General features: G+C 50.8%; 28 protein-coding genes and 1 riboswitch. Of the genes, 14 read left to right on the plus strand and 14 right to left on the minus strand.

The annotated features are described in order from the left end of the window. Window position 1: 1 nt before the first annotated feature. Window positions 2-457 carry a MarR family winged helix-turn-helix transcriptional regulator gene (locus tag QU597_RS12720; RefSeq protein WP_310832952.1) on the minus strand — a complete coding sequence of 152 codons (456 nt, stop codon included), beginning with the start codon at window positions 455-457 and terminating at the stop codon, window positions 2-4. A 126-nt stretch (window positions 458-583) separates the two neighbouring features. On the opposite strand from QU597_RS12720, the gene QU597_RS12725 reads away from it, so the two are divergent. Beyond that, complete coding sequence (locus tag QU597_RS12725; protein WP_310832953.1) at window positions 584-1,126, plus strand: GNAT family N-acetyltransferase; 543 nt, start codon at window positions 584-586, stop codon at window positions 1,124-1,126. A 62-nt stretch (window positions 1,127-1,188) separates the two neighbouring features. Here QU597_RS12725 and thiE read toward each other — a convergent pair whose 3' ends face one another. From thiE to QU597_RS12760, 7 genes are all read right to left on the minus strand, one after another. Then, window positions 1,189-1,845 carry a thiamine phosphate synthase gene (thiE, locus tag QU597_RS12730; protein WP_310832954.1) on the minus strand — a complete coding sequence of 219 codons (657 nt, stop codon included), beginning with the start codon at window positions 1,843-1,845 and terminating at the stop codon, window positions 1,189-1,191. Further along, window positions 1,842-2,660, minus strand: a complete 819-nt coding sequence (gene thiD / locus QU597_RS12735) for a bifunctional hydroxymethylpyrimidine kinase/phosphomethylpyrimidine kinase (protein WP_310832955.1) — start codon at window positions 2,658-2,660, stop codon at window positions 1,842-1,844. The genes thiE and thiD overlap by 4 nt, the downstream gene beginning before the upstream one ends. Before the next feature lie 29 nt (window positions 2,661-2,689). Continuing rightward, window positions 2,690-3,487, minus strand: coding sequence for a hydroxyethylthiazole kinase (thiM, locus tag QU597_RS12740; RefSeq protein ID WP_310832956.1), 798 nt, complete (start codon window positions 3,485-3,487; stop codon window positions 2,690-2,692). A gap of 120 nt (window positions 3,488-3,607) precedes the next feature. Next, the gene (locus QU597_RS12745) at window positions 3,608-4,666 is read right to left on the minus strand and encodes an ABC transporter substrate-binding protein (protein WP_310832957.1); all 1,059 of its coding nucleotides are present in this window, start codon (window positions 4,664-4,666) and stop codon (window positions 3,608-3,610) included. Continuing rightward, window positions 4,663-5,430: an ABC transporter permease gene (locus QU597_RS12750; RefSeq protein WP_370656264.1), complete on the minus strand. Its 768-nt coding sequence runs from the start codon at window positions 5,428-5,430 to the stop codon at window positions 4,663-4,665. The genes QU597_RS12745 and QU597_RS12750 overlap by 4 nt, the downstream gene beginning before the upstream one ends. After that, window positions 5,420-6,106 (minus strand): ABC transporter ATP-binding protein, encoded by a 687-nt coding sequence (locus tag QU597_RS12755; RefSeq protein ID WP_310832959.1) that lies wholly within the window; start codon window positions 6,104-6,106, stop codon window positions 5,420-5,422. The genes QU597_RS12750 and QU597_RS12755 overlap by 11 nt, the downstream gene beginning before the upstream one ends. Before the next feature lie 187 nt (window positions 6,107-6,293). Continuing rightward, a riboswitch (TPP riboswitch) is annotated at window positions 6,294-6,396 on the minus strand. A gap of 29 nt (window positions 6,397-6,425) precedes the next feature. After that, entirely contained in the window at window positions 6,426-6,629 is a 204-nt protein-coding gene (locus QU597_RS12760) for a hypothetical protein (protein WP_310832960.1), read from the minus strand. Window positions 6,630-6,926: 297 nt separating this feature from the next. On the opposite strand from QU597_RS12760, the gene QU597_RS12765 reads away from it, so the two are divergent. The 3 genes from QU597_RS12765 to QU597_RS12775 are packed head-to-tail and all read left to right on the plus strand — an operon-like array spanning window position 6,927 to window position 9,260. Next, window positions 6,927-7,772 (plus strand): amino acid ABC transporter substrate-binding protein, encoded by an 846-nt coding sequence (locus tag QU597_RS12765; RefSeq protein WP_310832961.1) that lies wholly within the window; start codon window positions 6,927-6,929, stop codon window positions 7,770-7,772. A gap of 54 nt (window positions 7,773-7,826) precedes the next feature. Further along, entirely contained in the window at window positions 7,827-8,495 is a 669-nt protein-coding gene (locus QU597_RS12770) for an amino acid ABC transporter permease (protein ID WP_310832962.1), read from the plus strand. Window positions 8,496-8,507: 12 nt separating this feature from the next. Then, window positions 8,508-9,260 (plus strand): amino acid ABC transporter ATP-binding protein, encoded by a 753-nt coding sequence (locus QU597_RS12775; protein ID WP_310832963.1) that lies wholly within the window; start codon window positions 8,508-8,510, stop codon window positions 9,258-9,260. Window positions 9,261-9,428: 168 nt separating this feature from the next. Here QU597_RS12775 and QU597_RS12780 read toward each other — a convergent pair whose 3' ends face one another. Continuing rightward, window positions 9,429-10,103, minus strand: coding sequence for an S-layer homology domain-containing protein (locus QU597_RS12780; protein WP_310832964.1), 675 nt, complete (start codon window positions 10,101-10,103; stop codon window positions 9,429-9,431). A gap of 112 nt (window positions 10,104-10,215) precedes the next feature. Further along, window positions 10,216-10,794 (minus strand): hypothetical protein, encoded by a 579-nt coding sequence (locus QU597_RS12785; RefSeq protein ID WP_310832965.1) that lies wholly within the window; start codon window positions 10,792-10,794, stop codon window positions 10,216-10,218. A gap of 284 nt (window positions 10,795-11,078) precedes the next feature. On the opposite strand from QU597_RS12785, the gene QU597_RS12790 reads away from it, so the two are divergent. Continuing rightward, window positions 11,079-11,552 carry a Fur family transcriptional regulator gene (locus QU597_RS12790; RefSeq protein WP_310832966.1) on the plus strand — a complete coding sequence of 158 codons (474 nt, stop codon included), beginning with the start codon at window positions 11,079-11,081 and terminating at the stop codon, window positions 11,550-11,552. 89 nt (window positions 11,553-11,641) lie between these two features. Here QU597_RS12790 and QU597_RS12795 read toward each other — a convergent pair whose 3' ends face one another. Continuing rightward, the gene (locus tag QU597_RS12795; protein WP_236329368.1) at window positions 11,642-12,322 is read right to left on the minus strand and encodes a TIGR00266 family protein; all 681 of its coding nucleotides are present in this window, start codon (window positions 12,320-12,322) and stop codon (window positions 11,642-11,644) included. A 213-nt stretch (window positions 12,323-12,535) separates the two neighbouring features. Here QU597_RS12795 and brfA point away from each other — a divergent pair, with 213 nt between their 5' ends. Continuing rightward, a complete protein-coding gene (brfA, locus tag QU597_RS12800) occupies window positions 12,536-12,802 on the plus strand; it encodes a ribosome rescue factor BrfA (protein ID WP_310832967.1) in 267 nt (88 codons plus the stop codon). Here the strand turns inward: brfA and QU597_RS12805 are convergent. Further along, window positions 12,765-13,583, minus strand: coding sequence for a helix-turn-helix domain-containing protein (locus QU597_RS12805; RefSeq protein WP_310832968.1), 819 nt, complete (start codon window positions 13,581-13,583; stop codon window positions 12,765-12,767). The genes brfA and QU597_RS12805 overlap by 38 nt on opposite strands. Window positions 13,584-13,888: 305 nt before the next feature. On the opposite strand from QU597_RS12805, the gene QU597_RS12810 reads away from it, so the two are divergent. The 5 genes from QU597_RS12810 to QU597_RS12830 all read left to right on the plus strand — a co-directional run bounded on the left by QU597_RS12810 (window position 13,889) and on the right by QU597_RS12830 (window position 19,067). Beyond that, window positions 13,889-14,656, plus strand: coding sequence for a sugar phosphate isomerase/epimerase family protein (locus QU597_RS12810; RefSeq protein ID WP_310832969.1), 768 nt, complete (start codon window positions 13,889-13,891; stop codon window positions 14,654-14,656). After that, window positions 14,649-15,749, plus strand: a complete 1,101-nt coding sequence (locus QU597_RS12815; protein ID WP_206104583.1) for a Gfo/Idh/MocA family protein — start codon at window positions 14,649-14,651, stop codon at window positions 15,747-15,749. Before QU597_RS12810 ends, QU597_RS12815 begins: the two co-directional genes overlap by 8 nt. 39 nt (window positions 15,750-15,788) lie before the next feature. Then, window positions 15,789-16,859, plus strand: a complete 1,071-nt coding sequence (locus tag QU597_RS12820) for a Gfo/Idh/MocA family protein (protein WP_310832970.1) — start codon at window positions 15,789-15,791, stop codon at window positions 16,857-16,859. A gap of 252 nt (window positions 16,860-17,111) precedes the next feature. Then, window positions 17,112-18,080, plus strand: a complete 969-nt coding sequence (locus QU597_RS12825) for a sugar phosphate isomerase/epimerase family protein (protein ID WP_310832971.1) — start codon at window positions 17,112-17,114, stop codon at window positions 18,078-18,080. A 6-nt stretch (window positions 18,081-18,086) separates the two neighbouring features. After that, on the plus strand, window positions 18,087-19,067 hold the full coding sequence (locus QU597_RS12830) for a phosphotransferase family protein (RefSeq protein WP_310832972.1): 981 nt from the start codon (window positions 18,087-18,089) through the stop codon (window positions 19,065-19,067). Window positions 19,068-19,181: 114 nt separating this feature from the next. Here QU597_RS12830 and fabV read toward each other — a convergent pair whose 3' ends face one another. Then, window positions 19,182-20,372 carry an enoyl-ACP reductase FabV gene (gene fabV / locus QU597_RS12835; protein WP_310832973.1) on the minus strand — a complete coding sequence of 397 codons (1,191 nt, stop codon included), beginning with the start codon at window positions 20,370-20,372 and terminating at the stop codon, window positions 19,182-19,184. A gap of 286 nt (window positions 20,373-20,658) precedes the next feature. Between fabV and QU597_RS12840 the strand changes: the two genes are divergently transcribed. Then, the gene (locus tag QU597_RS12840) at window positions 20,659-21,729 is read left to right on the plus strand and encodes an ABC transporter ATP-binding protein (protein WP_310832974.1); all 1,071 of its coding nucleotides are present in this window, start codon (window positions 20,659-20,661) and stop codon (window positions 21,727-21,729) included. Between the two features lie 222 nt (window positions 21,730-21,951). Beyond that, complete coding sequence (abnB, locus tag QU597_RS12845) at window positions 21,952-23,364, plus strand: arabinan endo-1,5-alpha-L-arabinosidase AbnB (protein ID WP_310833302.1); 1,413 nt, start codon at window positions 21,952-21,954, stop codon at window positions 23,362-23,364. 63 nt (window positions 23,365-23,427) lie between these two features. On the opposite strand, the gene fabF is transcribed toward abnB, so the two are convergent. Then, window positions 23,428-24,663: a beta-ketoacyl-ACP synthase II gene (fabF, locus tag QU597_RS12850; RefSeq protein WP_310832975.1), complete on the minus strand. Its 1,236-nt coding sequence runs from the start codon at window positions 24,661-24,663 to the stop codon at window positions 23,428-23,430. Between the two features lie 146 nt (window positions 24,664-24,809). Here fabF and QU597_RS12855 point away from each other — a divergent pair, with 146 nt between their 5' ends. Next, a complete protein-coding gene (locus tag QU597_RS12855; RefSeq protein ID WP_310832976.1) occupies window positions 24,810-25,646 on the plus strand; it encodes a helix-turn-helix transcriptional regulator in 837 nt (278 codons plus the stop codon). Window positions 25,647-25,679: the final 33 nt, after the last annotated feature.

The raw sequence follows: 25,679 nt of genomic DNA on the forward strand, positions 1-25,679 counted from the left end.
TTTAATATTGTTGGTCCTGCACCTGCATTAACCGGGCAAGCAGCTGTTGGTTCATACGCAGCAGGGAGTGGATGTCTTCCTCCGGAAACTGCTCCAGCGCTGAACTCAGCATTTTGTATGAAAAAGCCTCTTCGTTATACCGCTTGCATAGCGCCTCACCCTCTGAGGTAATGAACAGCTTCGTTTCTCTGCGGTCCTGCTCTGAGGTTACCCGGGATACTAAGCCCTTCTCGGCAAGGGAATCGATATGGAGGCTGACTCTGCTTTTGGCAAAAACAAGCTGTTCTGTCACCTCTTTCTGCGTCTGCCCCGGATTCTCATGGATGGAGTTCAGCACGCCGATCTGATGAACGGTCAGCCCGAGGCTGGCTGCACTCTGATGCGCAAGCCGTTTGAGCTGGCGGGCTACTTTGAAATAAGAATGATAGAGCTCAATCGTGTGTTCCGGATCAATCATAGTGAACCCTGCCCCTCTGAATATAGTTATGCTTGTAAACCGTTAACAATGTAAACTGATTTTACTCCTGTACGCCGGGAAAGTAAATGCTATAATTTAACAACCGATACAATGGAGGATCAAAAGATGTACATAGACAGTCTGGAATTTCAAAGGAACGGGTTACGTTATATCATCAGGTCAGCGGCCGAGCAGGATGCTGCGGAGTTATCCGGGTTAAGATGGCAGATCGACGGAGAGACGGAGAATTTAGAGCGGCGGCAGGGTGAGGGATTCATTGATACGCAGGGGTTTGCCGGGATGATCCGGGAAGATACGGAGGCTAGCCGAAATTTGTTTTTGGTTGCCGAGGTGCAGGGGAGGCTAGTCGGATTTGCCAGATGTGAAGGCAATACCTTGACGAGAAATGCCCACAAAGTTGAATTTGGCATATGTATCCTTCAGAAGTTCTGGGGGTATGGGATCGGATACAGTCTGCTGCAGCAAGCGACTGCCTGGGCTGATGCGAACGGAGTTGTAAAAATATCTTTAACGGTTCTGGAGACGAACGGGCCGGCGATCTCGCTGTACCGCAAATTTGGTTTCGAAACCGAAGGTATACTTAAAAAAGATAAGCTTTTAGCTGACGGTACATACTACAGTACACTTATGATGGGCAGATTTCATTAAACAGAACGGGTGCCGTCTCCTGAAGGAGGGGCACCCGTTCTGTGTTACTGAAATATCGCCGCTTATATTGAGGTGGCATCCAGCAATTGCTGTGCTGCTGCGCGAATGTCTGCGGCTGCGGCAATTGCAGAGATCACTGAGACTCCGTCAGCTCCAGCCTGGATGACCGGAGGGACATTACCCGCTGTGATGCCGCCAATCCCGACCAGCGGGATGGTAAGACCGCTGCGCCGCAATTCCTCAAGGACCTGAGTCCCCTGCACAGCCTGTGCATCGTCTTTGGAGGAGGTGGGATAGACCGGACCGACTCCCAGATAGTCCGCTCCATCCGCAATCGCCTGCTTCGCCTCGGCCAGACTATGGGCCGATACGCCGACGATTTTATGGGCTCCGAGCCTTTGACGGATCGAGCCAGCCGGTTCGTCCTCCTGGCCGACATGAACCCCATCGGCACCAAGCGCAATAGCGAGGTCTACATCATCGTTCACGATGAAGGGAATCCCGTGTTCACGGCAAATGGCCTGGAGCTGCCTGGCCAGATCGAAAGCCGCGTTACCGCGCAGCGCGCCAGCACCCTTTTCACGAAACTGAAAAATTGTAATTCCGCCTGCAATAGCCTGGGTCAGTGTCTCTGCAGGGGGCAGGCGGCAGTTTACGCTGCCCATGATAAAATATAGCTTTAGCATCCGCCGCATATCCTCGGCACTGATCTGCTTCATGGCAGCATCCCCCTGCGTCTGTTCCCATAGGCAAAATGGTTGGTCGGCCCGTGACCGGCACCAATTCCCAGGCTGTCCTCTATCGCCGCCTGGATGAAGGCCTTCGCCGTAGGAATGGCCTTCGCTACCGTGTTCCCTTTAGCAAGTCCAGCGGTAATGGCCGCTGAATAGGTGCAGCCTGTTCCATGGGTGTGCCGGGTTGCAATCCGCGGACCGTCCATGTATATGAACTCCTGGCCGTCATAGAGCAGATCAAGCACTCCGGATGTTCCGTCATCGTGGCCGCCTTTGAGGACCACATACTGCGGGCCCATGGCATGAAGAACCTGTGCTGCTCTTTCACGGTCCGGGAGTCCCGAAATGGTCATTCCTGTTAATATTTCCGCTTCGGGAATATTGGGGGTCACGACTCGGGCAAGCGGTAGCAAGTCTGTAATCAGCGCCTTCACAGCTTCCTGCAGCAGCAGCGGGGAGCCGCCTTTTGCCACCATTACAGGATCAACCACCAGTGAGTTCCAGCCGTATTGCCTGATCTTACCGGCCACAATCCGGATAATTTCGCTGCTGAACAGCATGCCTGTCTTGACCGCGTCCGGCTGAAGATCGGTTCCGATGGAATCCAGCTGGGTGGCAACAGCATCGGGTTCCAGCGGATAGACCGCCTGAACGCCAAGCGTATTCTGTGCAGTCACGGCTGTAAGTGCCGACATGCCGTATACGCCCAGCTCCTGAAATGTCTTGAGATCAGCCTGGATACCCGCACCTCCACCGCTGTCCGATCCGGCAATGGTAAGGGCCTTAAATACACTAGTCATTATGGAGTCTCCTTTTATTTCGCTGACGATTATTGGTTAAGCAGCCGTATCCGTGATTTCCCGCTATAGATTTGTGGTGTGACCATAGTCAGCTGGTTCAGGAATTCGATCTGGAAGGCTCCCGGACCTTTGTGCGCGGTCAGCTCTGCAGCAATCTCTGCGGCTACGCCATAGAAAGAAATAGCTTCCGCGGCGGCTTCCAGCCCGTTGCCTTCACTGACAGCGAGAAAGGCACCGACGACAGCGCTCAGCAGGCAGCCGGTGCCGGTCACTTTGGTTAAGACCGGGTGGCCGTTGCTGACAATGAAGGTGCGGCTGCCGTCTGTAATAACATCTTCTTTACCGGTAATGATAACCACAGAGCCGAGCTTGAGCGCTGCCTTGTTGGCAAGAGCAATGACATCTCCATCGCCTGCTCCGGCATCTACGCCTTTGCTGGCCCAGATCTCCCCGGCGACATTGGCTACTTCGGCGACATTTCCGCGCAGTGCCGTAATCTGCATCTCATTCAACAGTCTTTGTGTGACCTCGCTGCGGTAAGCTGTGGCTCCGGCTCCCACCGGATCAAGCACCAACGGGACATTATGAGTGTTGGCAGACTGTCCGGCCAGCACCATCGAGGCGATTAACTGCTCGTTCAGTGTGCCGATATTCAGCACTACGGCCCCCGACATAGCGGCTACATCCGCTACCTCTTCCGGGGCATCGGCCATGAACGGGGAGGCGCCCAGTGCGAGCAGGCCGTTTGCCGAGAAATTGGCAACTACAATATTCGTAATGTTATGAACAAGCGGATTCAGTTCACGTACTTTGGCTAAAAAAGACATGATTAGTCCTCCTAAAAGTTTTTTTGTAATGCTTCATTGAATGACTTCGGCAAAACTGGCATCGGAAGCATAGGCTTAAGTTTTGTCAGCTATACTTCATAGAATCTGTTTCGTACAAAACTACAAATTAACAAAAGCATCCTGGCTATTAATCTCAGCCGGCAGCAGATCGTTCGCACTTAGCCATTGTTGCACCCTCGCCCAGGATTCAGGAGCTTGGTAGCCAAAAGGCTGATCCCCCGCATCCATTAGCGGCAGCAGAATTTCCAGGCTTTTGGTTTCGATGTCCTTCTCAAGGGGTGCAGTCGCATCCTCATGGGCGATTAGAAGCTCCAGCGCTTTTTGCGGCTGCTCTATCACAAATTCCTGCCCCTTGCGGGCCGCTGTCATGAACTTTTTGATATCGTCTTCTGACTTCTGCAGCCCCTGCTCACTGGCGACAAGGACTAGCTCATAGTAGTCAGGAACGCCATAATCTGTCGGATTGATAGATGTGACAGGATGGCCTTCTTTCTCGAGGATCAGCTGTTCATGGTTAATGAAGCCGCCGATGATTCCGTCAACACGTCCGGTGGAGATGGCCGGAATCAGATCAAAGCCAACATCGGTCAGATTCACGGCTGCAGGATCGCCGCCGTCGCTTTTAACCATCGTCCGCAGCATCGCTTCATACAGCGGAATGGAGGAGTAGCCGGCAATTTTACCCGCGAGATCTTTAGGGCTTGTGATGCCGCTGTTCGCCGGAACCATCAGATGGTTCAGCGGATGCCTTACGATGGCAGCGACCGACTTGACGGGGATCTGCTCCCCGCGGGCCATGAGCACTTGCGGCTGGTAGCTGAGGGCCAGGTCGACTTTGCCTGCGGCGACCAGCTTCAGCGCGTCATTACTGTCTGCTGGCATCTGGATATCCACATCCAGGCCTTGCTCGGCAAAATAACCGTTCTGCTGTGCGGCATACAAGAAAGAGTGGACCGCATTGGGATACCAGTCGAGCATAATTGTCAGCTTATGCGGCTGTGCGCTTTTTACATCGGAAGACGCAGTTGGAGCAGAGCTTGTTGAGCTATTAGAGTTTCCACAGCCGCTGGTGCTCAGACTCAGACACAGAAGTAATAGTAGCGGGGCAAATCGGATCTTTCTTTTCCATGTGGATGCAGATCTGTTGTTAGGAATCATCGATGAATGCCTCTTTTCTTCAAAATATACTTTTCAAGCCCGGCTACACCGAGGAACAGGACGACGCCGAGGGCGGACAGCAGAAAGACGGCGGCGAACATTTCGGCGCTTTGCAGATTACCGGCCATCCGGCGGCTGAAGTAGCCGAGTCCCCGGCTGCCGCCAAGCCATTCCCCGATGGTCGCACCGATGACACAGTAGACGATGGACAGCTTCAGTCCGGAGAAAAAGGAAGGAAGCGCCAGCGGAATTTGCGTTTTTCGCAGGATATGCCAGCGGTTTGCGCCAAGCGTCAGCAGAAGCTCCCGGTAAATCTTTCCGCTTTTATGCAGACCGTCATATGTACCCACGACTACTGGAAAAAAGGCGGTTAAGAACACGACGGCAACCTTGCTCCACAGCGTATAGCCGAACCACATGATAAAAATGGGTGAGAGGGCGATCAGCGGAATCGTCTGGCTGATAATCAGCAGCGGATAGAGCGCTTTTTCCAGCGGTCTGAACATGTGCATACCTGCGCCCAGCAGGGTGCCACAGCTTACGGATAAGGCAAAACCAATCAATACCTCCTGCAGCGTGGCGGGAAGATGCTGCTCGAACAGCAACCGCCTTTGTTCTATAAGTGCTGTCCAGATGGCGGAAGGGGCAGGGAGAATGAAAGAGGGAACCAGTCCAAGACGCGATACGGTTTCCCAGACTGCACAAGTCAACAGCATCAATAGCATAAAAGGCCCGTAATCCCGAAATGGCTTCCTAAAAAACATGGCTTTCATGCAGCCTCCGCTCTAAATCCTCCCGCAGCGCGACGAATTGCGGTTCATAGTTCATTCTGTAATGTCTGGGCCTCGGCAGATCAACAATCAGCTCCTGCAGTCCACTTCCGTTCATCAGATAAATCCTGTCGCTGAGCAGCAGAGCTTCTTCAAGATCATGTGTAATGAACAAGACTGTCTTTGCAAGCACACCCCACAGGTTCAGCAGCCAGCGGTGCAGCTCCCGTTTGGTGATGGCATCCAGCGCTCCGAAGGGTTCGTCCAGCAGCATCAGTTCATTTCCGGCGGCCAGCGTGCGCAGTACGGCGGCCCGCTGGCGCATCCCGCCAGACAGCTCGTGCGGATAGGCCATCTCCATATCGGCCAAGCCAAAGCGTCCCAGCATGCCGCGGATAAATGCGGTAGCCTCGGTCTTGGAGCAGTCCTTCTTCAGTTCCCAGGGCAGCAGACAGTTGTCCAGGACCGTTCTCCAGGGAAGCAAAAGATCCTGCTGCGGCATGTAGGCGACCCGCCCGAGGCGTAAAGCAGCTGTAGGCGAGGGGACTCCGTGGACACGGATCTCTCCGCTGGCAGGCTCCATTAATCCGGCGATAATCTTGAATAATGTGCTTTTTCCGCAGCCGCTGGCACCGACAACAGAGATGAATTCTCCTTGATGAATGCTCATCGAGAGCCCAGAGAAGACCGGAGCCTTGAGGGGCGTGTCAAACGAATAGGACAGGTTTCGAATAGAAATCATTTCCGTAATAGATCAGCCTCCTTAAAAGTATTTAATAATAATAAAGACCCATCCATCTCCAAGGGAGACAAATGGGTCTGAAAGTTTCAGTCAGTTAGATGCTGCGGCACTGCTGATCATTTCTGCTCCACTTCCCTCCGCTGGTATGATCCAGATCAGGTTCCAAGGGTCCGGAGCATTATCTCCGTCTCAGTCGTTGGACTCCCCTAGTGAAATAACAGGTCGATATTGAATTCGTAATTGCTACTTAATATACCATAAACTCACATCTTGTAAAGGGAGCGGATTTCAGGGCTGCGGCAGTCCGGTCACGAACAGCGTAATGATTCCCTGCGAGATTTCCTGTTTGGTTGAGCCATGCAGCTTCTGCTGATACCAGAATCTCTCCGTTGTTGGAAGTGCGGCGCAGCAGTTTGGCCAGAATGGAATTAGCGAATCTCTCTGATGGCATACAAGTGCTGCTAGGGGGGGCGTGATTTCCGTGTGGAATATTCGCCTGTTTCTGGGCAAGATAAATAACGCCGGCTATATTCTGCATTTTTAGTATCTGCAACACCAGCGATATACCTACCGACACTTTTCGGGGGAATTGCTTGAATTTACCTTACATCATAATTCCGATGTTTATTATCGGAAAAAATGATTGACGAACATGACGTGACGGTGTACTATTCAATTTGCCGATATAAACATTCGGAAGCTAAAGAGAGAAGAAGACAAAGAAAAGATACGAGAGGGGATTTTTGTAATGAAAAAATTTAGTCTAACGATCCTATTGCTGCTGACAGTGGTCCTGGTAGCTGCCTGTGGCAATAACAACAATAATACGGCAGCCGAGCCATCAGCGGCAGCAAATGAAGGTACTGCTGCAACGGCAGCACCTGCCGCTCAGAACAGCCTGGAAGCTGTTAAAGCCAGCGGCAAGCTGCGGATCGGAACGGAAGGAACCTATGCACCGTTCACCTTTCATGATGCAGACGGCAAACTTACAGGTTTTGACGTAGAAATCGCAGAAGAGGTCTCCAAGCGTCTTGGTGTCGAGCCGGAATTTTTTGAAACGCAATGGGATGGCATTTTTGCAGGTATGGATGCCAAACGTTTCGATGTAATCTTTAACGAAGTGTCAATTACAGATGAACGTAAGGTGAAATATGATTTCTCCGATCCGTATATTGTCTCCAAAGCGGTGTTGATCGTGGGTGAGAACAACAATGATATCAAAAGCTTCGCTGACTTAAAGGGCAAAAAAGCCGGACAATCGCTGACCAGTAATCTGTCGGACATCGCCCGCAAGAACGGTGCAGAAATTGTGGATACAGATGGCTTCAACCAGGCTATTGATCTTTTGACCTCGGGCCGGATCGATGCCACAGTAAACGACGGTTTGTCTTATTTGGATCTTAAGAAGCAGAAACCGGATGTGAAAATTAAAGTGGTTGATGAAATCGCCGAGGGTTCCCACAGTGCAGCTGCCTTCTTGAAAGGCAACGACGAACTGGTGAAGGCTGTTAATGACGCATTGGCTGCCATGCAGAGCGATGGAACCTACCTGAAAATTTCCGAGAAATATTTTGGTGCTGACGTTTCCAAATAACATGGATGGACCCTGGCTGTAGCGGCCAGAAGGTCTGAGAAGGATGTCTGAATTATGGATGACCGAAAAATACAGATTTTCCTGGATTCGCTGCTGCCCCTGTTTAAAGCAGGGGTGGCTTTTACCATTCCGCTGGCAGTAGTCTCCTTTGTGCTGGGGCTGATGCTTGCCGTGGCTACTGCACTTATCCGTCTTTCGCCCTGGAGAATTCCGAAGCTGATCGCTCGGTTCTATGTATGGATTATTCGCGGAACCCCGCTGCTCGTCCAACTGTTCATTATTTTTTATGGACTGCCTGCGGCCGGTATTATTCTGGATCCGTTTGTTGCAGCTACCATCGGGTTTACGCTCAGTGTGGGGGCATACTCCTCAGAGGTGGTGCGTGCCGCCATTCTTTCCATACATAAAGGGCAATGGGAGGCAGCGTTCTCGGTCGGGATGACCCGGAGCCAGGCGCTTCGTAGGGTTATTCTCCCGCAAGCCGCACGGGTATCAGTTCCACCTTTGGCGAATTCGTTCATCAGTTTGGTAAAAGATACATCGCTTGCAGCGACAATCACGTTGGTTGAAATGTTCAAAACGTCACAGCAAATTACAGCAAGAACCTATGAACCGCTGCTGTTATACTGCGAAGTTGCGCTCTTCTATCTGCTGTTCTGCTCCGTGCTGTCGGCGCTGCAAAATTACCTGGAGAAACGGCTGGACCGTTACTCAGCGAGATAAGGGGATGTACCTATGATTGAAATACGTGATCTGCATAAATCCTTCGGTTCGCTGCAGGTACTGCAAGGCGTCGATCTCAACGTTGAGCATGGTAAGGTGCTGGTGATTATCGGCCCGTCGGGATCCGGCAAAACCACGCTGCTGCGCTGCTTCAATCTTCTGGAGCTGCCTGATCGTGGGAGCATTTCCCTGGATGACATTAAGCTCGACTTTACGTCCGACGGCAAAATTCCGCAGCGCTCGGTGCTGGCGCTTCGCCAGAAGACAGGAATGGTCTTTCAGTCCTACAACTTGTTTCCGCATATGACGGCCCTCGGCAATGTGATGGAGGGTCAGGTGACCGTTCAGAAACGCTCCAAGGAGGAAGCCAGAAAACGGGGAGCTGAGCTGCTGGCCAAGGTTGGGCTAGCCGATAAAGCGGACGCTTATCCGTTTCAGCTGTCAGGCGGCCAACAGCAGCGCGTGGCGATTGCCCGGGCGATGGCCGTGGAACCGGAGGTGCTGCTGTTCGACGAACCGACCTCAGCGCTCGATCCCGAGCTGGTTGGCGAGGTGCTGAAGGTGATCAAGCAGCTTGCCGCCGAAGGTATGACGATGGTTATCGTCACCCATGAGATGAAATTCGCCGCCGATGTGGCAGATGAGATTATATTGATGGATGGCGGAGTTATCCTTGAGCAGGGAACGCCGCAGGAAGTGCTGGAGCATACCAAGAATCCCCGCGCCCTGCAGTTTCTGAACAAGCTTAGCGGCGAGGAAATATGATGATTTGGCCTGCAAAATGGAGCTTCTGCTTCGAAGCCTTTATCCGGTGATTTGCAGAAGCCCTAGAACTACACAAAAGGCAGTCCACGAGGAAACCCGGGACTGCCTTTTTGCTATATTTATTCAATTCAATGTTTCTTCGCAGGGGAACAATAATGCAGTCGAGATTTAGCTCTGCGGTGCAGCCTCAGTTTTGGATTTCAGGTATTCCAGTGCATTGTAGAGCATTACAGCTGCTTCAGCGCGGGTAAGCTCGCTTTTCGGATTAAATTTGCCGTTTGCATCCAGGGTATTGATATTGTATTTCAGGGAGCGCTGGACACTGCCCTGATACGAGGGATCCAGTGCATCATCGTCAGCGATATCCACCGGGACAATATTAATCATAGGCAGATTGCCTGCTTTTTCTACGCCCTGAATCAGGAAGTTCGTGAACAGCTCCTTGGTAATCGGCTTGGCCGGATCGATATCTGCCGGAATTTCAATGCCATTATAGTAGGCGTTAATGAAGGCCTCTGTATACCAGACATTGTCCTTTACCTTGCTGAAAATACTGCTGGCTACAGGAGCCTTGTTGAAATCAATCGCAGCCAGGCTCAATTGCAGACCGCCGGAGATGAACTGTACCCCTTGGGCTGTCGTCACTTTGGAGCCTGGAAGGAACTGCGTATCAGATATCCCTTTAATCAGGCCTTGTGCTTTTAGCGCGTTAATCTTGTCTTTGCCGGTCACATTGCTAATATCTTTGAAGGTACCACCTGCCGCAAACATAGGACTCCCGAGCGAAAAGGAGAGGAGCGAAACCGTTGTTATTACAGCAAAAGCATTCTTTTTCATGTTCATCACCATTCCACCTCTGGCTTTAGTTGGGCCGCTTGGCCATGTTCAACTCCTTTGACGCAGCAGAATGTGGAAAAGTTGCATGCCAGCTATAATTTTGTCTTTACTGAACTGCTTACATATTCTCTTGAAACAGCAGGTTGCGGTAGGGGTATTTACTGAACCGGGTTTTGAACAGCAGGGCCAGGCCGTGCTCTTCTATTGTTACAGACTTAAGAGTTTGGGCCTTGATGAATCTGCGGACCATGGCATTGACGGTTTTGTTCTGATTTCTATTGATTGCCGCAGCCAGATCCTCGGCATAGCTTTGGGATACAGCAAGCTTCTTGTAAAAAGGCAGAACAGCCCGGGCAACGGCGCGGTGTACCGTGGTACTAAAGGTGAATTGCACTGAGCCTGGCGGGATCGTCGTCCCATTCGTGTAGAAGGCAACAGGCAGCGGGAAAGGAAAAGAGATAAAATATCCGATGCCATTCGTTCCATAATTCTTCACACCGGCAAGAGTGGGTATACCGGATAGCAGCCGGCCCATCAGACTGAGGTCAGCTTTGACTACAGCGGCCGACCATTGCCTGGCAAAGCTGCGGTTTCCGGCAATTTTCCGGTAAAAGGGCAGCATGGCCTTGGCTACCCGGCGCAGAACACGGGCTGTTACGAGAGGCTGGACTTGCTGTCTTCGGTTTGGTTGTGCCATCCGGACCATCCTCACATATTGGAATTAACTCTCTATATGGTATGGATTCTTGCCGTCTCGCGGATGGGCAGGTGTTTAGTCCCTGGATATTTTTGATTCATTGTGCGGAATTTGGGGCATTAATGGTATAATGAATGTAGACACTTTTCATATTCCGGTAATTTTGCTATGATTATATCGTAATGATTACTATTTAGTGTGGGCTTTAACTTGTGGACATGAATTTGTCTCAGAGTCAGAGACTATGGATGATGGAAATGCTTCCGGAAAGGTGGGAGATCTGAGTGAACCCAATTACGAATATCAGCCAGCAGTTTGCCGCGCAAAACTATAAATTAACACCGCAGCGTGAAGCCATCGTGAAGGTGCTGCTCGACAATGAAGAAGAGCATCTAAGCGTAGAAGAAGTTTATATGAGAGTGAAAAGCAGCTATCCGCATCTTGGCCTGGCGACGGTCTACCGGACCTTGGAGCTGTTGTGCGAGCTGCATATTGTGGAGAAAATGAATTTCGGCGACGGCGTGGCCCGTTACGATTTGCGGGACCATGACCATGCCCATATGCATCATCATCTGATCTGCAATGTCTGCGGCAGACTGGAGGAGATCAAGGATGATTGGCTTCTGGAGCTGGAGCAGCGGCTCGAGGCGGAATACGGCTTCAGCGTGACGGACCACCGGCTTGACTTCAAGGGAACCTATAATACCTGTAAGCGGACCGGCTGTAAGGGTGATAAGGAACGCCAGGCGGTATCCTGACTCAGACAGTCTGTTATGATTAAGTTACAGCAAAAAAGCAGGGCTGCTCTGTGCAGTCCTGCTTTTTTTGTATTGCTATAGTTCAACCTTTAAGGCCTGGAGGGCACAAACGACTTGATCCAGTTGCCAAAGCTGCCCGGATTCCGCGTCTGCACCAATACAACGCCTTCGCCGCGGAAACGGCAGACGAGAGCTTCCCCGCTGGTCAAGCTGTTCAGCCAGCCGGTGGCTGCTTTTTCTATCTTATAGTCCATATAGTCCGGCCAGGCTACCAGATGTCCGTTGTCGATAATCATCTCTTCGCCAGGCTCCAGATTGATCGCATGAATCGCCCCGAAAGAGGAGAGGAAGACTGTTCCGCTGCCGCTGATTTCGACAATGAAGAAGCCTTCACCGGAGAACAGGCCACGGGTCAGATTCTGCATCTTGGTATTGACCTGAATGCCGTGGGTGCCTGCAAGGAAGCCGTCTTTCTGCACGTACAGCTTGTACGATCCGTCCAGCTCAATGGCTTGAATATCACCGATCGCACCCGGAGACAGCAGCACTTCACATTGTCCCCGCGTTGCTGCCAGCTCCTGGAAGAAAAATTTTTCTCCGCTCAGCATCCGGCCCAGCCCGCGCATGAGACCGCCGTCTACCGTACCTCTTAATTCAACACCGGGCGACATGGCCACCATCGCACCCATCTCTGCCTTTACGCTTTCGCCGGGATTCATCTGCACCTTTAGCATTGCAAAGGCACCATCGTATAATACATCGTATTTCATCCAATTCCTCCGATTCCGCCTTTTTTATAGGCTCCGCTGCTAAATTCACTTCTATCATACCATTTTCTGATTCTGCAAGCTGCCAGCGGGAAGGCCCGGTAACAGTTAATTAATACTCAAGTATTACAGGTAAAGCCGTCAGAATTATGTTAAAATTAAAGTACTGTCAGCCGGCCGGCAGACAGATTTCACAACTGAAGGAGTGTTGCCTCTATGGCACGCACAAAAACGCAAAAAGCCCTGCTTAAAGCAGAACGCAGCGGAACCTGGGTAGCGGAGAAAAACCGGAGAACAGGACTGGACTATAGCGCAATCTCTCAGCACGTTAGAGTTACGCCGAGCAAACAGCAAAAATTGCATAAGGTCAAACACAAGGAGCGGATCTTCCAGGATGGCGCTCCTTTTCATTTGCCCTTCTGCAGGACAGGCAGTTTAACCCGGCTTACATCTGTTCCCTGCTGTATACGCGGTATTGTCTAGGCGACATTCCGAAACGGCCTCGGAACAGGCGGTGGAAGTATGTATAGTTGGCAAAACCGCAGGTTTCAGACACATGCTCAAGCGGCATCGGACTAAAGGTGATCCGCTCACGCGCCATCTCCAGCCGCACATCATTTACATACTTAACAATGCTGGTTCCAAAAGCCTCCTTAAACAGATGAACCGCACGCGAGACTGATATATCCACATAAGCTGCTACATCCTCCAGGCGGAACGGAATGGCGGCATGCTCCTCCACATACTGCTTCATCCGGTATGCGAGGTAGCCTTTGGGTGAAATTGCCGGCTGCTCTGTCATCAGCCTGTCAATCTCCATACATAAAATCTGCAGATAACAAGCTGTAATCTCCGGTGAAGAATCGGATAACCGGCGCTGTTCCAGGACAAGCTGGCGGAACAGGCCGAGGAAATGATCGCTAAGCGGCAGACGAAGCACAGCAGGGCGGTGCTTCCGGTTCCACCATTCCTCGATCCAGGGCCCGCCGCAAAAAATGTGATAATCCCCGCTTTCGACCCGTGGTTTGCCTGCGGAATAGGTTTCTTTGTCAATGCTTAAGTAATAAGGGTCGTTAGGTGCAAACAGCATCAAATCTCCAGCTTCTACCGAAGAAAGGACACCGTCAATGCGGGTTCTGCTGCGGCCTTCCGTTTGCAGCCGCAGCAGATAATTCTGGACACCGTCTGCCCGGGACATGTGGAAGGGCTTGCGGTGGAATGAGAATCCGGCAGTATAAACGTGGCATGGTGCGGTGTATGTCATGGGCCCTCCTGAGTGGCAGAAATAATAGCTGAATTGTTCATGTTTGAATCATATTATTCATTTTATTATATACGCTTTCATATTACCATGTAGCTATGCAAAAACATATAAACCAAGAGAAGGGGGCTGTGCTGCGGCTCTGAAAGCTACATAAGCAGTTTAGGATATGTAATTGTACTGAAACGGGATATATAGGACAGCTTAGTATAGCAGCCCTTTTGTTCAGGTGGCTTGCCGGGTGTGTCTGATATAGGACAGCAACAGTGTTATGTACATTAACTCTATACCAAATAGGAGTGGGAGCAATGTTAAAACTTGGCCTTCAGCTGTATACACTTAGAGAAGAATTGGAACAGGATTTCGAAGGGACGCTGCGAAAAGTAGCTGAACTGGGCTATGCCGGTGTGGAATTTTACCACTTTTTTGGCCGGACAGCAGAGGAAATAAAGGGGCTGCTTCAGGAAACTGGACTGGTCGCTCTTGGGGCACATCGTCCGTATGATGCCATGCTGAATGATACGGAACAGGAAATCAGCTTCAATCTGGAGATTGGCAACCGCAACCTGATCATTCCTTATCTGACCGAAGAGCAGCGTAACTGGGAAGAGGTCGTTGCGAATTTCCGCATTATCGGAGAAAAGTGCAAGGAACGGGGTGCAGTTTTTTCTTATCATAATCATGATTTCGAATTCACGCAGTCGTTTGGAGAGCGTACCGCTTTCGACGGAATCTTCGAAGAGGTGCCGGCTGAGCTGCTTCAAGTGGAAATGGACACCTGCTGGGTGTACTACGGGGGCTATGATCCTGTAGCTTACATTCAAAAGTATGCCGGACGCCTGCCGATCATCCATCTGAAGGATATGAAGAAGCTCGAAGACGGTTCAGCTGAAACCGTAGTTCTGGGAGAAGGGGAAGTGAATCTTCCGGCAATCCTGGAAGCTGCGGATCAGGCCGGTGTCGAATGGGCTGTTGTGGAGCAGGATTTCTGCAGCCGTTCGCCGCTTGCAAGTGTAGAAGACAGTATGAAATGGGTTAAAGCCTATGCCAATCAAGGAGGAAAAATTCATGTCTAACAAACTCAAAATTGCTATTATCGGTTGCGGTGGAATCGCAAACGGCAAACATATGCCAAGCTTGTCCCGTCAGAGTGATGCTGAAATGGTAGCCTTCTGCGATATTATTGAAGAACGCGCTCAGGAGGCTGCCGACAAGTATGGCGCCGAAGGTGCTGCTGTATATACTGATTTCCGCGAACTCTTGGCAGCAGGCGGATTTGATATCGTGCATGTATGTACACCGAATGACAGCCATTCCGAAATTACAGTAGCTGCGCTTGAAGCAGGTAATCATGTTATGTGCGAGAAGCCGATGGCTAAGACTACAGCCCAAGCTCAAGAAATGCTGGATGCGGCCCGCCGCACCGGCAAAAAATTGTCGATCGCCTATCAGAACCGCTTCCGGTCAGACAGTGAATATTTGAAGGGAATGTGCGAAAGCGGAGAACTCGGCGATATTTATTATGGTAAGGCGATTGCGCTGCGCCGCCGTGCTGTTCCGACCTGGGGCGTATTCCTGGACGAAGAGAAGCAGGGCGGAGGCCCGCTGATTGATATCGGTACACATGCGCTCGATTTGACCCTGTGGCTGATGGATAATTACAAGCCGCGTATGGTTGTAGGATCGACCTTTCACAAACTCGGCCAGCGTAAAAATGCCGCCAATGCCTTCGGTCCGTGGGACCCGGAGCAATTCAAGGTGGAAGACTCAGCCTTCGGCTTTATCACCATGGAGAATGGGGCAACCATCTCGCTTGAATCCAGCTGGGCGCTGAATGTCTCCGAGTTTGGTGAAGCCAAAACGCTGCTGGCAGGTACCGAAGGCGGTGCAGATATGAAAGACGGCTTGCGGATCAACGGAGAACGTGCCGGACGGCTGTTCGAAACCAAAGTTGATCTCTCCTCTGGCGGTGTTGCCTTCTACAGCGGCTCTGCTGAGACTGAAGCTGACCGTGAAGCCCGCTTATGGCTTGAAGCGGTGAGAGAAGATAAGGATCCGGTCGTGTTACCGGAACAAGCCCTTGTCGTTACCCAGATTCTTGAGGCTGTGTATGAATCTGCCCGCACCGGCCGAGCTGTATATTTTGACGGAAGCTCGGACAACGAATAGAATTAAATTGGAAACATTAGACAAACAGGAGTGGAATTCATGAGTTCAAACAAACATACTGTAGTCATCGTTGGATATGGCGGCATGGGCAGCTATCATGCCCAGCTGATCGGAGAAAATGAGCATCTGGAAGTAGCAGGCTCATTTGACCCGCTGCGGGCACGGAAGGAAGCATCGGAGGCAGCAGGCTACAAGGCTTATGCCACCTATGAGGAAGTGCTTGAAGATCCCGCTGTTGAGGTTGTACTGATTGCTACACCAAACGATGTGCATAAAGAAATTGCCGTCCGGGCGCTGCAAGCCGGCAAGCATGTCGTCTGCGAGAAGCCCGTTGCTATGTCTTCGGATGAGTTCAAGGAAATGATTGCTGCAGCAGATGAAGCCGGCCGTGTCCTGATGGTCCATCAGAACAGACGCTGGGATGAAGATTTCCGTGTGATCAAACAAATGTACGAGAAGGAAACGATCGGGGCGTTGTTCCAGATCGAATCCCGTGTCCATGGGGCTAACGGCATTCCGGGCGACTGGCGGCATGTTAAGGAGCAGGGTGGCGGTATGCTGCTGGACTGGGGTGTGCATTTGCTGGATCAGCTGCTGTTCATGATTGACAGCAAGGTAACCAGCGTGTCCAGCACCATGAGTTATATTCTTGGCAACGATGTAGACGACGGATTTGAAGCGGTTCTGCAATTCGAAAATGGCATCAAAGCCATCGTAGAGGTCGGCACGACCAACTTTATCACTTTACCGAGATGGTATGTTAAGGGGATAGAAGGTTCGGCCGTAATTGAAGACTGGTCTCTGACCGGAAGAATCGTCTCCCGCAACAGTGCAAGCGAACACCGGGAGCCGACTCCGATCCGTGCCGGTGTAGGTCTCACTAAGACAATGGCTCCTCCATCAGAAGGTTCAACGATTACTGAAGCGCTGCCTCCGGCAGCCGAGCTGCCGGACGGATTCTACAATAACTTTGTGGCCGTCATTGAAGGCACTGCTGAACCGATCGTGAAGAATGCGGAAGTGCTGCGTGTACAGAATCTGATTGAAGCGATATTTGCAGCCGCCGAGAAGAACGAGGTCATTAAGGATTTTGACACTTACGAGGACTAGTAGTTATATCAATTGAACTTGATTTAATACTTTTAGAGAAATAGTGGCGGAGGGGAATTTTGGAACTGTAGGAGCGGAAGCGTCCGCCTTTGTCTGCGGATTTCAACCGCGAACAGCGGTATACAATCAAGAAATCTGCAGAAGGGCAGCGGCCGGAAGACCAAATATTCTCTGTAGTCACGGCCAATCTCTAAAATAGTACTATCCCAAGTTTAATTTTGATTTATATTTATGATGAGAGGCGGCAGGTCAATGAAACTTGGAGTATTTATGGTGCTTTTCGGCGGTCGCAAGCTGGAGGACGCGCTGGATTATGTAGTTTCCAAGGGACTCAAAGCGGTAGAGATCGGCACCGGGGGCTATCCGGGCAACAGTCACTGCAATCCTAAGCAGCTGCTGGAGGATGAAGCGGCACTGGGGGAATTCAAGCAGCAGATTGAATCACGCGGTCTGATCATCAGTGCGCTCAGCTGTCACGGCAATCCGCTGCATCCGCAGAAGGAGCTCGCCCTTAAGGACCATGAGGATTTGGTCAATTCCATTAAACTGGCCCAAAAGCTGGGAGTACCTGTGGTCAACACCTTCTCCGGCTGTCCGGGTGACCATGAAGGCGCAAAGTACCCGAACTGGCCGGTTGCCCCTTGGCCGAACGATTATCAGGAGATTTTAACTTGGCAGTGGGAGAATAAAGTCATTCCATATTGGAAGGAAATGGGCGAGTTTGCAACGCAGCATGGCGTGAAGATCGGGCTCGAGCTGCACGGCGGCTTCTCGGTGCACACACCAGCTACATTGCTGCGTCTCAGAGACGCAGCAGGGGAGGCTATCGGTGCTAACCTTGACCCGAGCCATATGTGGTGGCAGGGTATTGATCCGGTGCAGGCGATTCACATTCTCGGACGCCGCGGCGCAATTCACCATTTCCATGCTAAGGATACCGTCATTGATCCGGTGAATGTTAACATGTACGGATTGACAGACATGCAGTCCTATGGCAATATGCTGGACCGCGCATGGCAGTTCCGCTCTGTGGGTTATGGACATGATGTGAAGACATGGGCTGATATTATCAGTGCCCTCCGTCTGGTCGGTTATGATTATGTAGTCAGCATTGAGCATGAGGATGGTCTGATGTCCATCGAAGAGGGCTTCTCCAAAGCTGTCGATAATCTCCGGCAGGTTCTGATAGAGGAACCGCTTGGCGATATGTGGTGGGTGTAGCGTTTTATGGAGAGCTTCACTAAGGTCAAACTGGATGACCGGCAGCTGGAGAGGCTGGTTCACACCGCCTTTGCTGCGGATATAACCATCGTCTCCAGTACGGAGCTGACGGGCGGATTTTTTAATACCGCCTATGATTTGTTGCTCAGTGATGGAAGGTCTGTCATTCTGAAGGTCGCTCCTTCGGAGGAAACGCAGACGTTGAGTTATGAGAAGGACATTATGCGGGCTGAAGTGGAAGCTATGCGGCTCGTCGCGGCAAGGGGAAAAGTTCCGGTTCCTGTTGTCTACAGCTTTGACGAGAGCCGGAGCTTAATCCCCTGCCCTTATTTTTTCATGGAGAAGGTTGAAGGCCAGCCATACAGTGAGGTAAAAGAAAGTTATTCGGCCGGGGAGAGAGCCGCGGTTGAGGCTGAGCTTGGCCGGTATCAGCGGCTGATTAATGAATTTACGGGACCGGGGTTCGGCCTGTTCGGACGGGATACAGAGGGAACCGCGGCTTCGTGGCGGGAAACGTTTACTACTATGATATCCAATCTTTTTGCAGATGCACGGAATCTGAATGCAGTCCTGCCGGCAAGCGAAGAGGAAATCAGGCAGGTGCTGGAGCAATATCTGCCTGCGCTGGATGAGGTGACAGAACCGCGTCTGATTCACTGGGATCTGTGGAATGGCAATCTGTTTGTTAAAGACGGTGTAATTGTCTCAATCATTGACTGGGAGAGGGCGCTGTGGGGGGATGTGCTGATGGAGTATTACTTCCGGCACTTCGAGAATTCACAGGCCTTTATTCAGGGGTATGGGCAGACTTTTGACAGTCCAAACGAACATCTCCGTAAAAAGCTCTATGATTTCTATCTTGATCTGATCCTGGTGATTGAGTGCTACTCCAGGCAGTATAAAGATGACAATCATGTGCGGTGGGCTGCAGAGAATCTGGCGGAGAGCTGGAAGTCCTTCAAGCATAACAATGCTTCCAAATTGTGAAACAAGAAGGCCGGATCTCGCTCCTAGCGGGTTCCGGTCTTCTTGTATATAAAATAGTGCGTAATAAGCTTCACGAAATGGATGTTTCTTCTTGTGTCAGCGCTGCAGACATTTTCAGAACTGGTTAGGGACACTGACGTGAGGATTCGTGTCAGCTTCGTAATTAACGCCGTCTGTTTCAAAGCCGAATAGCTGGAAGAATTCCTTCCTGTAGCCGGCAAGATCGGACAGCTCATAAATATTCTCGGTTGTGATCAAGGGCCAAAGCCGGTCCACTTCTGTCTGAACAGAAGGCTTCAGCTCCCAATCGTCAATGCGGATCCGGCCTTCTTCGTCAACAGAAGTGCCTTTGGGCGAATACAGGCATTCTGTGAACAGGCGGTAAGCCTGCTCAATGCAGCCTTCGTGAAGGCCTTGAGCTTTCATCACCTTGTATAGAAGAGAGGTGTAGAGCGGGACTACAGGAAGCGCTGAACTGGATTGGGTCACCAGCCCTTTACTGACAACGACATAGGCTCTGCCCCCTTGAGCAGCAAGTTGCTCATTGAGCTGCCGTGCAGTGGCCTCGAGGTGGTCTTTGGCCTGGCCAATGCTGCCTTTGCGGTAGATTTCCTGAGTAAGTTCAGGTCCAATATAGGAGAATGCCAGGGTCATTGCATGGTCAGCCAGAACTCCCGCTTCCCGCAGACTGTCAATCCACAGCTGCCAGTCTTCTCCGCCCATGACATGGACGGTACTTTCAATCTCTGATTCTGTAGCAGGATCTATGGTTACTGGGCTGACTTCACCAGTGTGAAAGTTTACCGTCTTGTTCGTATAGGGATGCTTAACCGGCTTCAGCACCGAATTGTACACTTCACCGCTTACAGGGTCTGTCCGGCGTGCAGTAGCTACACTGTAAATCACAAGATCGACCTGTCCCAGTTCGCGCTTGATCAGCCGGGTGGTACGGTCCTTGGTCTCCTTGCTAAAAGCATCGCCGCAGACACTGTAGGACCTCAGGCCTGTATCAAGCGCAGACTGCTCGAAGGCTGCCGAGTTATACCATCCGGCGGACGCGGTACGAGTGTCAGTAGCTGTACTTGGACGGTATACACCTACCGTCGCCGCTCCGGCACCGAAGGCTGCAGCGATTCTCGAGGCCAGGCCGTACCCGGTTGAGGCGCCGATGACAAGTACATTGCGTGGACCTTGAACCGTTGGCTTGCCCTTTATATACTCTATCTGCTCCTGAACCTGCCGGGCGCAGCCCACGGGGTGGGCGGTCGTGCATATGAAGCCGCGTGTGCGTGGTTTGATGATCATGAAGGAGTCATTCCTTTCTTATTTAAGAGGGTAATTGTTAATTTAGTATGACATAATGCAAGACTATATTATAGTTAACAGCTTTTTAAGATCATGTTTTGTTATAATTATAAATTATGGATTAAACAACTGATGACGTTCAGGTAATCTGACATGAATTTGTGATGATTCATTTTCAGAAAGCTCTTGACTAAGAGGCATAAAAATAGATAAAATAATACTTATTGCCTATCTATATACTGAGAATCATTATCGTACTTTTGAAAAGAGCAGAGAGGGTGACAGGATGGAGCGCCTTTTAGAGGTAAAAGACTTAGCAATTTCATTCAAAACACGCGGCGGAGAGGTTCAAGCGATCCGTGGTGTTAACTTTCATGTGAATAAAGGTGAAACACTGGCGATTGTAGGCGAATCCGGTTCCGGTAAAAGCGTAACTTCCCAAGCGGTCATGAAACTTGTTCCTCAGCCGCAGGGTCAATACAAACGTGGTCAAATCTTATTCGACGGACAAGACCTGATTCCGAAAACCGAAAAGCAAATGCAGAAAATCCGCGGTAAAGAAATCGGCATGATCTTCCAGGATCCAATGACTTCCCTGAATCCAATGATGAAGGTCGGCAAGCAAATTACCGAAGTGCTGTTCAAGCACGAAAAAATCTCCAAAGATGCTGCCTATAAACGTGGTATCGAGCTGTTGAGCCTGGTAGGCATTCCGTCACCGGAACGCCGTTTTCAGCAGTATCCGCATGAGTTCAGCGGCGGGATGCGCCAGCGTGTCGTAATCGCTATGGCACTTGCGGCTAACCCTAAGCTGCTGATTGCCGATGAGCCGACAACTGCGCTCGACGTAACCATTCAGGCACAAATTCTTGACCTGATGAAGGATCTGCAGAAAAAAATCGACACAGCGATTATCTTTATTACCCATGACCTTGGTGTAGTTGCCAGAATGGCTGACCGTGTAGCGGTTATGTATGCCGGTCAGATTGTTGAAATGGGTACTGCTGAAGAGATCTTCTATGATCCTAGACATCCTTACACTTGGGGCTTACTTGCTTCCATGCCAAGTCTGGAGAGCAAAGGTTCCCTGCTGACAGCTATTCCGGGAACACCTCCCGATCTGATCAAGCCGCCTAAGGGTGATGCATTTGCTCTGCGCAGCACCTATGCTATGGCGATTGACATGGAGAAGGAACCTCCGATGTATAAAGTATCGGATTCACACTTGGTGAAATCCTGGCTGATGCATCCGATGGCTCCGGCTGTTGAGCCGCCTGATGTGGTGAAGAAGAGACAGCGTGTAATGCCGAATGCTTATCCTCAGCCAATTCTGGTAGAAGGCAACAGCGTGTATTAATTATCGGTTTAAGTTTATACTAATAAGATTAGCGTCAGTCCGTTATACGGATTGGCGCTTTTTGTGCGATAAAGGTGTATTTCAAAAGGATTTAGGCAGCATTATGTTTTATAAAAGTATGAACTAATATTAATATATATAAATAAAAGTATTGACTATTTTTCTTTTTCACAGCACAATGTAAGGGTATACATAGGAGGTATTCTCATGAAAAAACGTGCTATGACCACATTATTATCCTTAACCCTGTTATCCGGCTGCAGCGGCAGCGGTGCACCCCAGTTCAAGAATGTATCGGTGCATGATCCTTCCGTTATTAAGGTGAACAATACGTATTATGTATTCGGTTCCCATCTGGCTTCGGCCAAATCCAAGGACCTGATCTCGTGGAAACAGATTTCTTCTGTAGTGGAAGACGGCAATAAGCTCATTCCGAATGTTACCGAAGAGCTCAGCGAGACCTTCAACTGGGCTAAAACAGACACGCTGTGGGCGCCGGATGTGATTCAGCTTGATGACGGCAAATTCTATATGTACTATAACGCCTGCAAAGGGGATTCACCTCTATCAGCGATGGGGATTGCCGTCTCTAACAAGATTGAAGGGCCTTACAAGGATCTGGGGATCATTCTGAAATCCGGAATGGCCGGAGCAGGAAGTGACGGTGAAATTTATGATGCCACCCAGAAGCCGAATGTAGTGGACCCGGATGTGTTCTTTGATAAGGACGGCAAGCTGTGGATGGTATATGGTTCGTATTCAGGCGGAATCTTTATCCTGGAACTTGACCCGGCTACAGGCTTCCCGCTTCCGGATCAGGGCTACGGCAAGAAGCTGCTGGGCGCGAATCATGCCCGGATCGAAGGGCCTTATATGCTATATAGCCCGGAAACCGATTATTACTATCTGTTCCTATCCTACGGTGGGCTGGATACCAAAGGCGGATATAATATCCGTGTCGCCCGCTCCAAGAATCCGGATGGCCCTTTTGAGGATTCAGAAGGCAAGGCTATGATAGATGCCAAAGGCAATCCGAAGAAGCTGTTCGACGATAAGTTCTATGCACCTTACGGAGTGAAGCTGATGGGCAATTTCGAATTCAGAAACGGTGATTCGGAGCCTGCGGCCATTGGAGAAGGATACGTATCACCCGGGCATAATTCAGCCTACTATGATGAGAAGAGCGGCCAGTATTATCTGATTTTCCATACCCGTTTCCACAACCGGGGAGAAGAGCATGAGGTGCGGGTGCATCAGATGTTCATGAACGAGGAGGGCTGGCCGGTAGTGGCTCCCCACCGGTATAGCGGTGAGAAGATCGCTGCGTACACTTCCGAAGAGGTTACCGGAGAGTACAAATACGTGAACCACGGGAAGGACATTACAGCCAAGTCTGTAGTATCGAAAATGATTGAGCTGACTGCTGACGGTAAGATCACTGGAGCGGTAACAGGCACATGGAGCTTAAGCGGGGAACATACTGTTAAGTTAACGGTGGAAGGCAAAGAATACAGCGGCGTTTTCCTGAAGGAATGGAATGAAGCAGTGGACGGCAATGTGATGACATTTACCGCACTTTCCAAAGAGGGTATAGCTGTTTGGGGAAGTCATGTACTGACAGAACCTAAGGAATAGTTGGTACAAGACTGTAACAGCAACCTCCGGATAACGTATTGACGTTGTCCGGAGGTTTTTGTGTTACTTAAACTTCTTAACCACGATTACTGCATTGTGTCCGCCGAAGCCAAAAGAATTAGATATCCCAATATTAACTTCTGTAGTACGTGAGTGGTTTGGCACATAATCGAGGTCACAGATATCGTCAGGCGTCTCCTGGTTGATTGTAGGCGGGATCAGACCTTCCTGGATACTCTTGATCATAGCAATAGCTTCCAGTCCGCCAGCCGCACCGAGAGTGTGTCCGGTCATTGATTTATTCGCGGTTACAGGAATACGGTAGGCAGCTTCGCCGAACAGCTTTTTAATTGCGGTTGTCTCTGAACGGTCGCCGATTAAGGTGCTGGTCGCATGTGCACTGATCAGGTCTACTTCTTGCGGTTGTACTCCGGCCTCCTGCAGCGCCAGCTTCATCGCCTGATAGGCGCCAATCCCTTCGGGATGGGTTGCAACCATGTGGTATGCATCTGAACTGGCCCCGTAGCCTATAACCTCAGCATGAATGACGGCGTTCCTGCGCAGGGCGTGCGAGAGGGACTCCAGAATCAGAATAGCGCCGCCTTCGCCGATCACAAATCCGTCCCGGTTGCCGTCAAACGGCCGGCTGGCTTTCTCCGGCTCCTCATTGCGGGTCGATAAGGAAGTCGCATTGCCAAAGCTGGCCAGTGCAATTTCTGAAATCGCCGCTTCGGCGCCCCCGGCAATAACACAATCCGCACCGCCATAGCGTATCAGCCGGAATGCTTCTCCGATTGCGGTATTTCCGATCGAGCAGGCGGTCACCGGTGACAGCGTAGGGCCAAGTGCCCCGAACCTGATGCTGATCGTGGCTGCAGCCATATTGGAGATCAGCATAGGAATTAAAGTCGGACTGACCCTTTCCGGTCCGCGGGTCTTGAGAAGCTCTGCCTGCTCCATCAGTGTATTTATACCTCCAACACCTGAACCGACATACACACCGAGCCGCTCCCGGTCAACTTTCTCCAGCTGCAGGCCGGAATCGGCCCATGCTTCTTCAGTCGCTGCCAGCGCAAACTGGGTAAACCTGTCCATCCGGCGGGCTTCCTTGCGGCCGAATCTGGCTTCCGGATCAAAGTCCCGAACTTCTCCGGCAATCTTGCTTTTGAAGTGTGATGTATCAAATGAAGTGATCGGGGAGATCCCCGATTCACCGGCGCTTAAGCGTCTCCAGAATGGTTCTACCGAGTTGCCGAGCGGTGAAATTAAGCCCATGCCTGTAATGACTACCCGTTCCATATGAATCCTCCTTGAGTCTCTTGATTACTTCCCTGTAAGGGGTATAACTGTATTTTTCCACTTTACTTATCCTATTACAAGTTGTGGTTTATACTAGTATAATTACTACTATTGTATAATCATTAATTTGAAGGGCGGCATAGAACATGTCCAATCAGACCAGACTGCAGGCCTTGTCCAATTTCCTGAAATCGCGCCGGGCAGCGATAACACCAGCTTCTGCGGGACTCGCGGAAGGAACCCGCAGAAGGACTCCGGGACTAAGAAGAGAAGAAGTTGCACAGTTAGCCGGAGTAAGTAATACATGGTACACCTGGCTGGAGCAAGGGAGGGATATTAAAGTCTCTCCTTCTGTACTGGAATGTATCGCTGGTGCGCTCAGATTGACCAAGGATGAACGGAATTATCTGTTTGCCCTGGCGCTGGAGAATGGCCCGGGCATGGCCGCGTTCCAGCAGGAGGAAGCCTCAGTGATCAGCCCGTCTCTGCAGAAAATTCTGCAGGAGCTCACGACCTGCCCGACGATTATTTCGGACCGCCGCTGCGGGATTGTCGGCTGGAATGAGGCGGCGGCGCATGTCTTTCTGGATTTTGCCCAGCTTCTGCCGGAAGAGCGCAATATGATCCGCCTATTGTTCGTGCGCAAGGAATTCCAGCGGCTGGCCGTGAATTGGGAGCAGTTCGTCCGGGGGTTTTTGTCTATTTTCCGGGCGTATTACGGACAGTATGTGGAAGACAGCTGGTATGACGATTTTATCGCGGAAATGAAGGCTCAGCACCCTGCTTTTCATGAGCTGTGGGAGGAGAGCCGGGTCAGCAGTGCACCGGATGTGGTGCTGGAATTCCGCCATGCCAAGGCAGGGAAAATGCTGTTTCACCTTACCTCACTTCAAGTGCATGGCAGTACGGATTTACGCTGCAGTATCTATACTCCAGCCAAGGATTCCAATACGGAAGCCAAGCTGAAGCAGTTAATGAAATAACATAGGTACAATGGTTGATAAAAAAAATTTATG

Origin of the sequence: Paenibacillus pedocola (assembly GCF_031599675.1) — a bacterium.
In the GTDB taxonomy this organism is placed as follows: domain Bacteria; phylum Bacillota; class Bacilli; order Paenibacillales; family Paenibacillaceae; genus Paenibacillus_AQ; species Paenibacillus_AQ pedocola.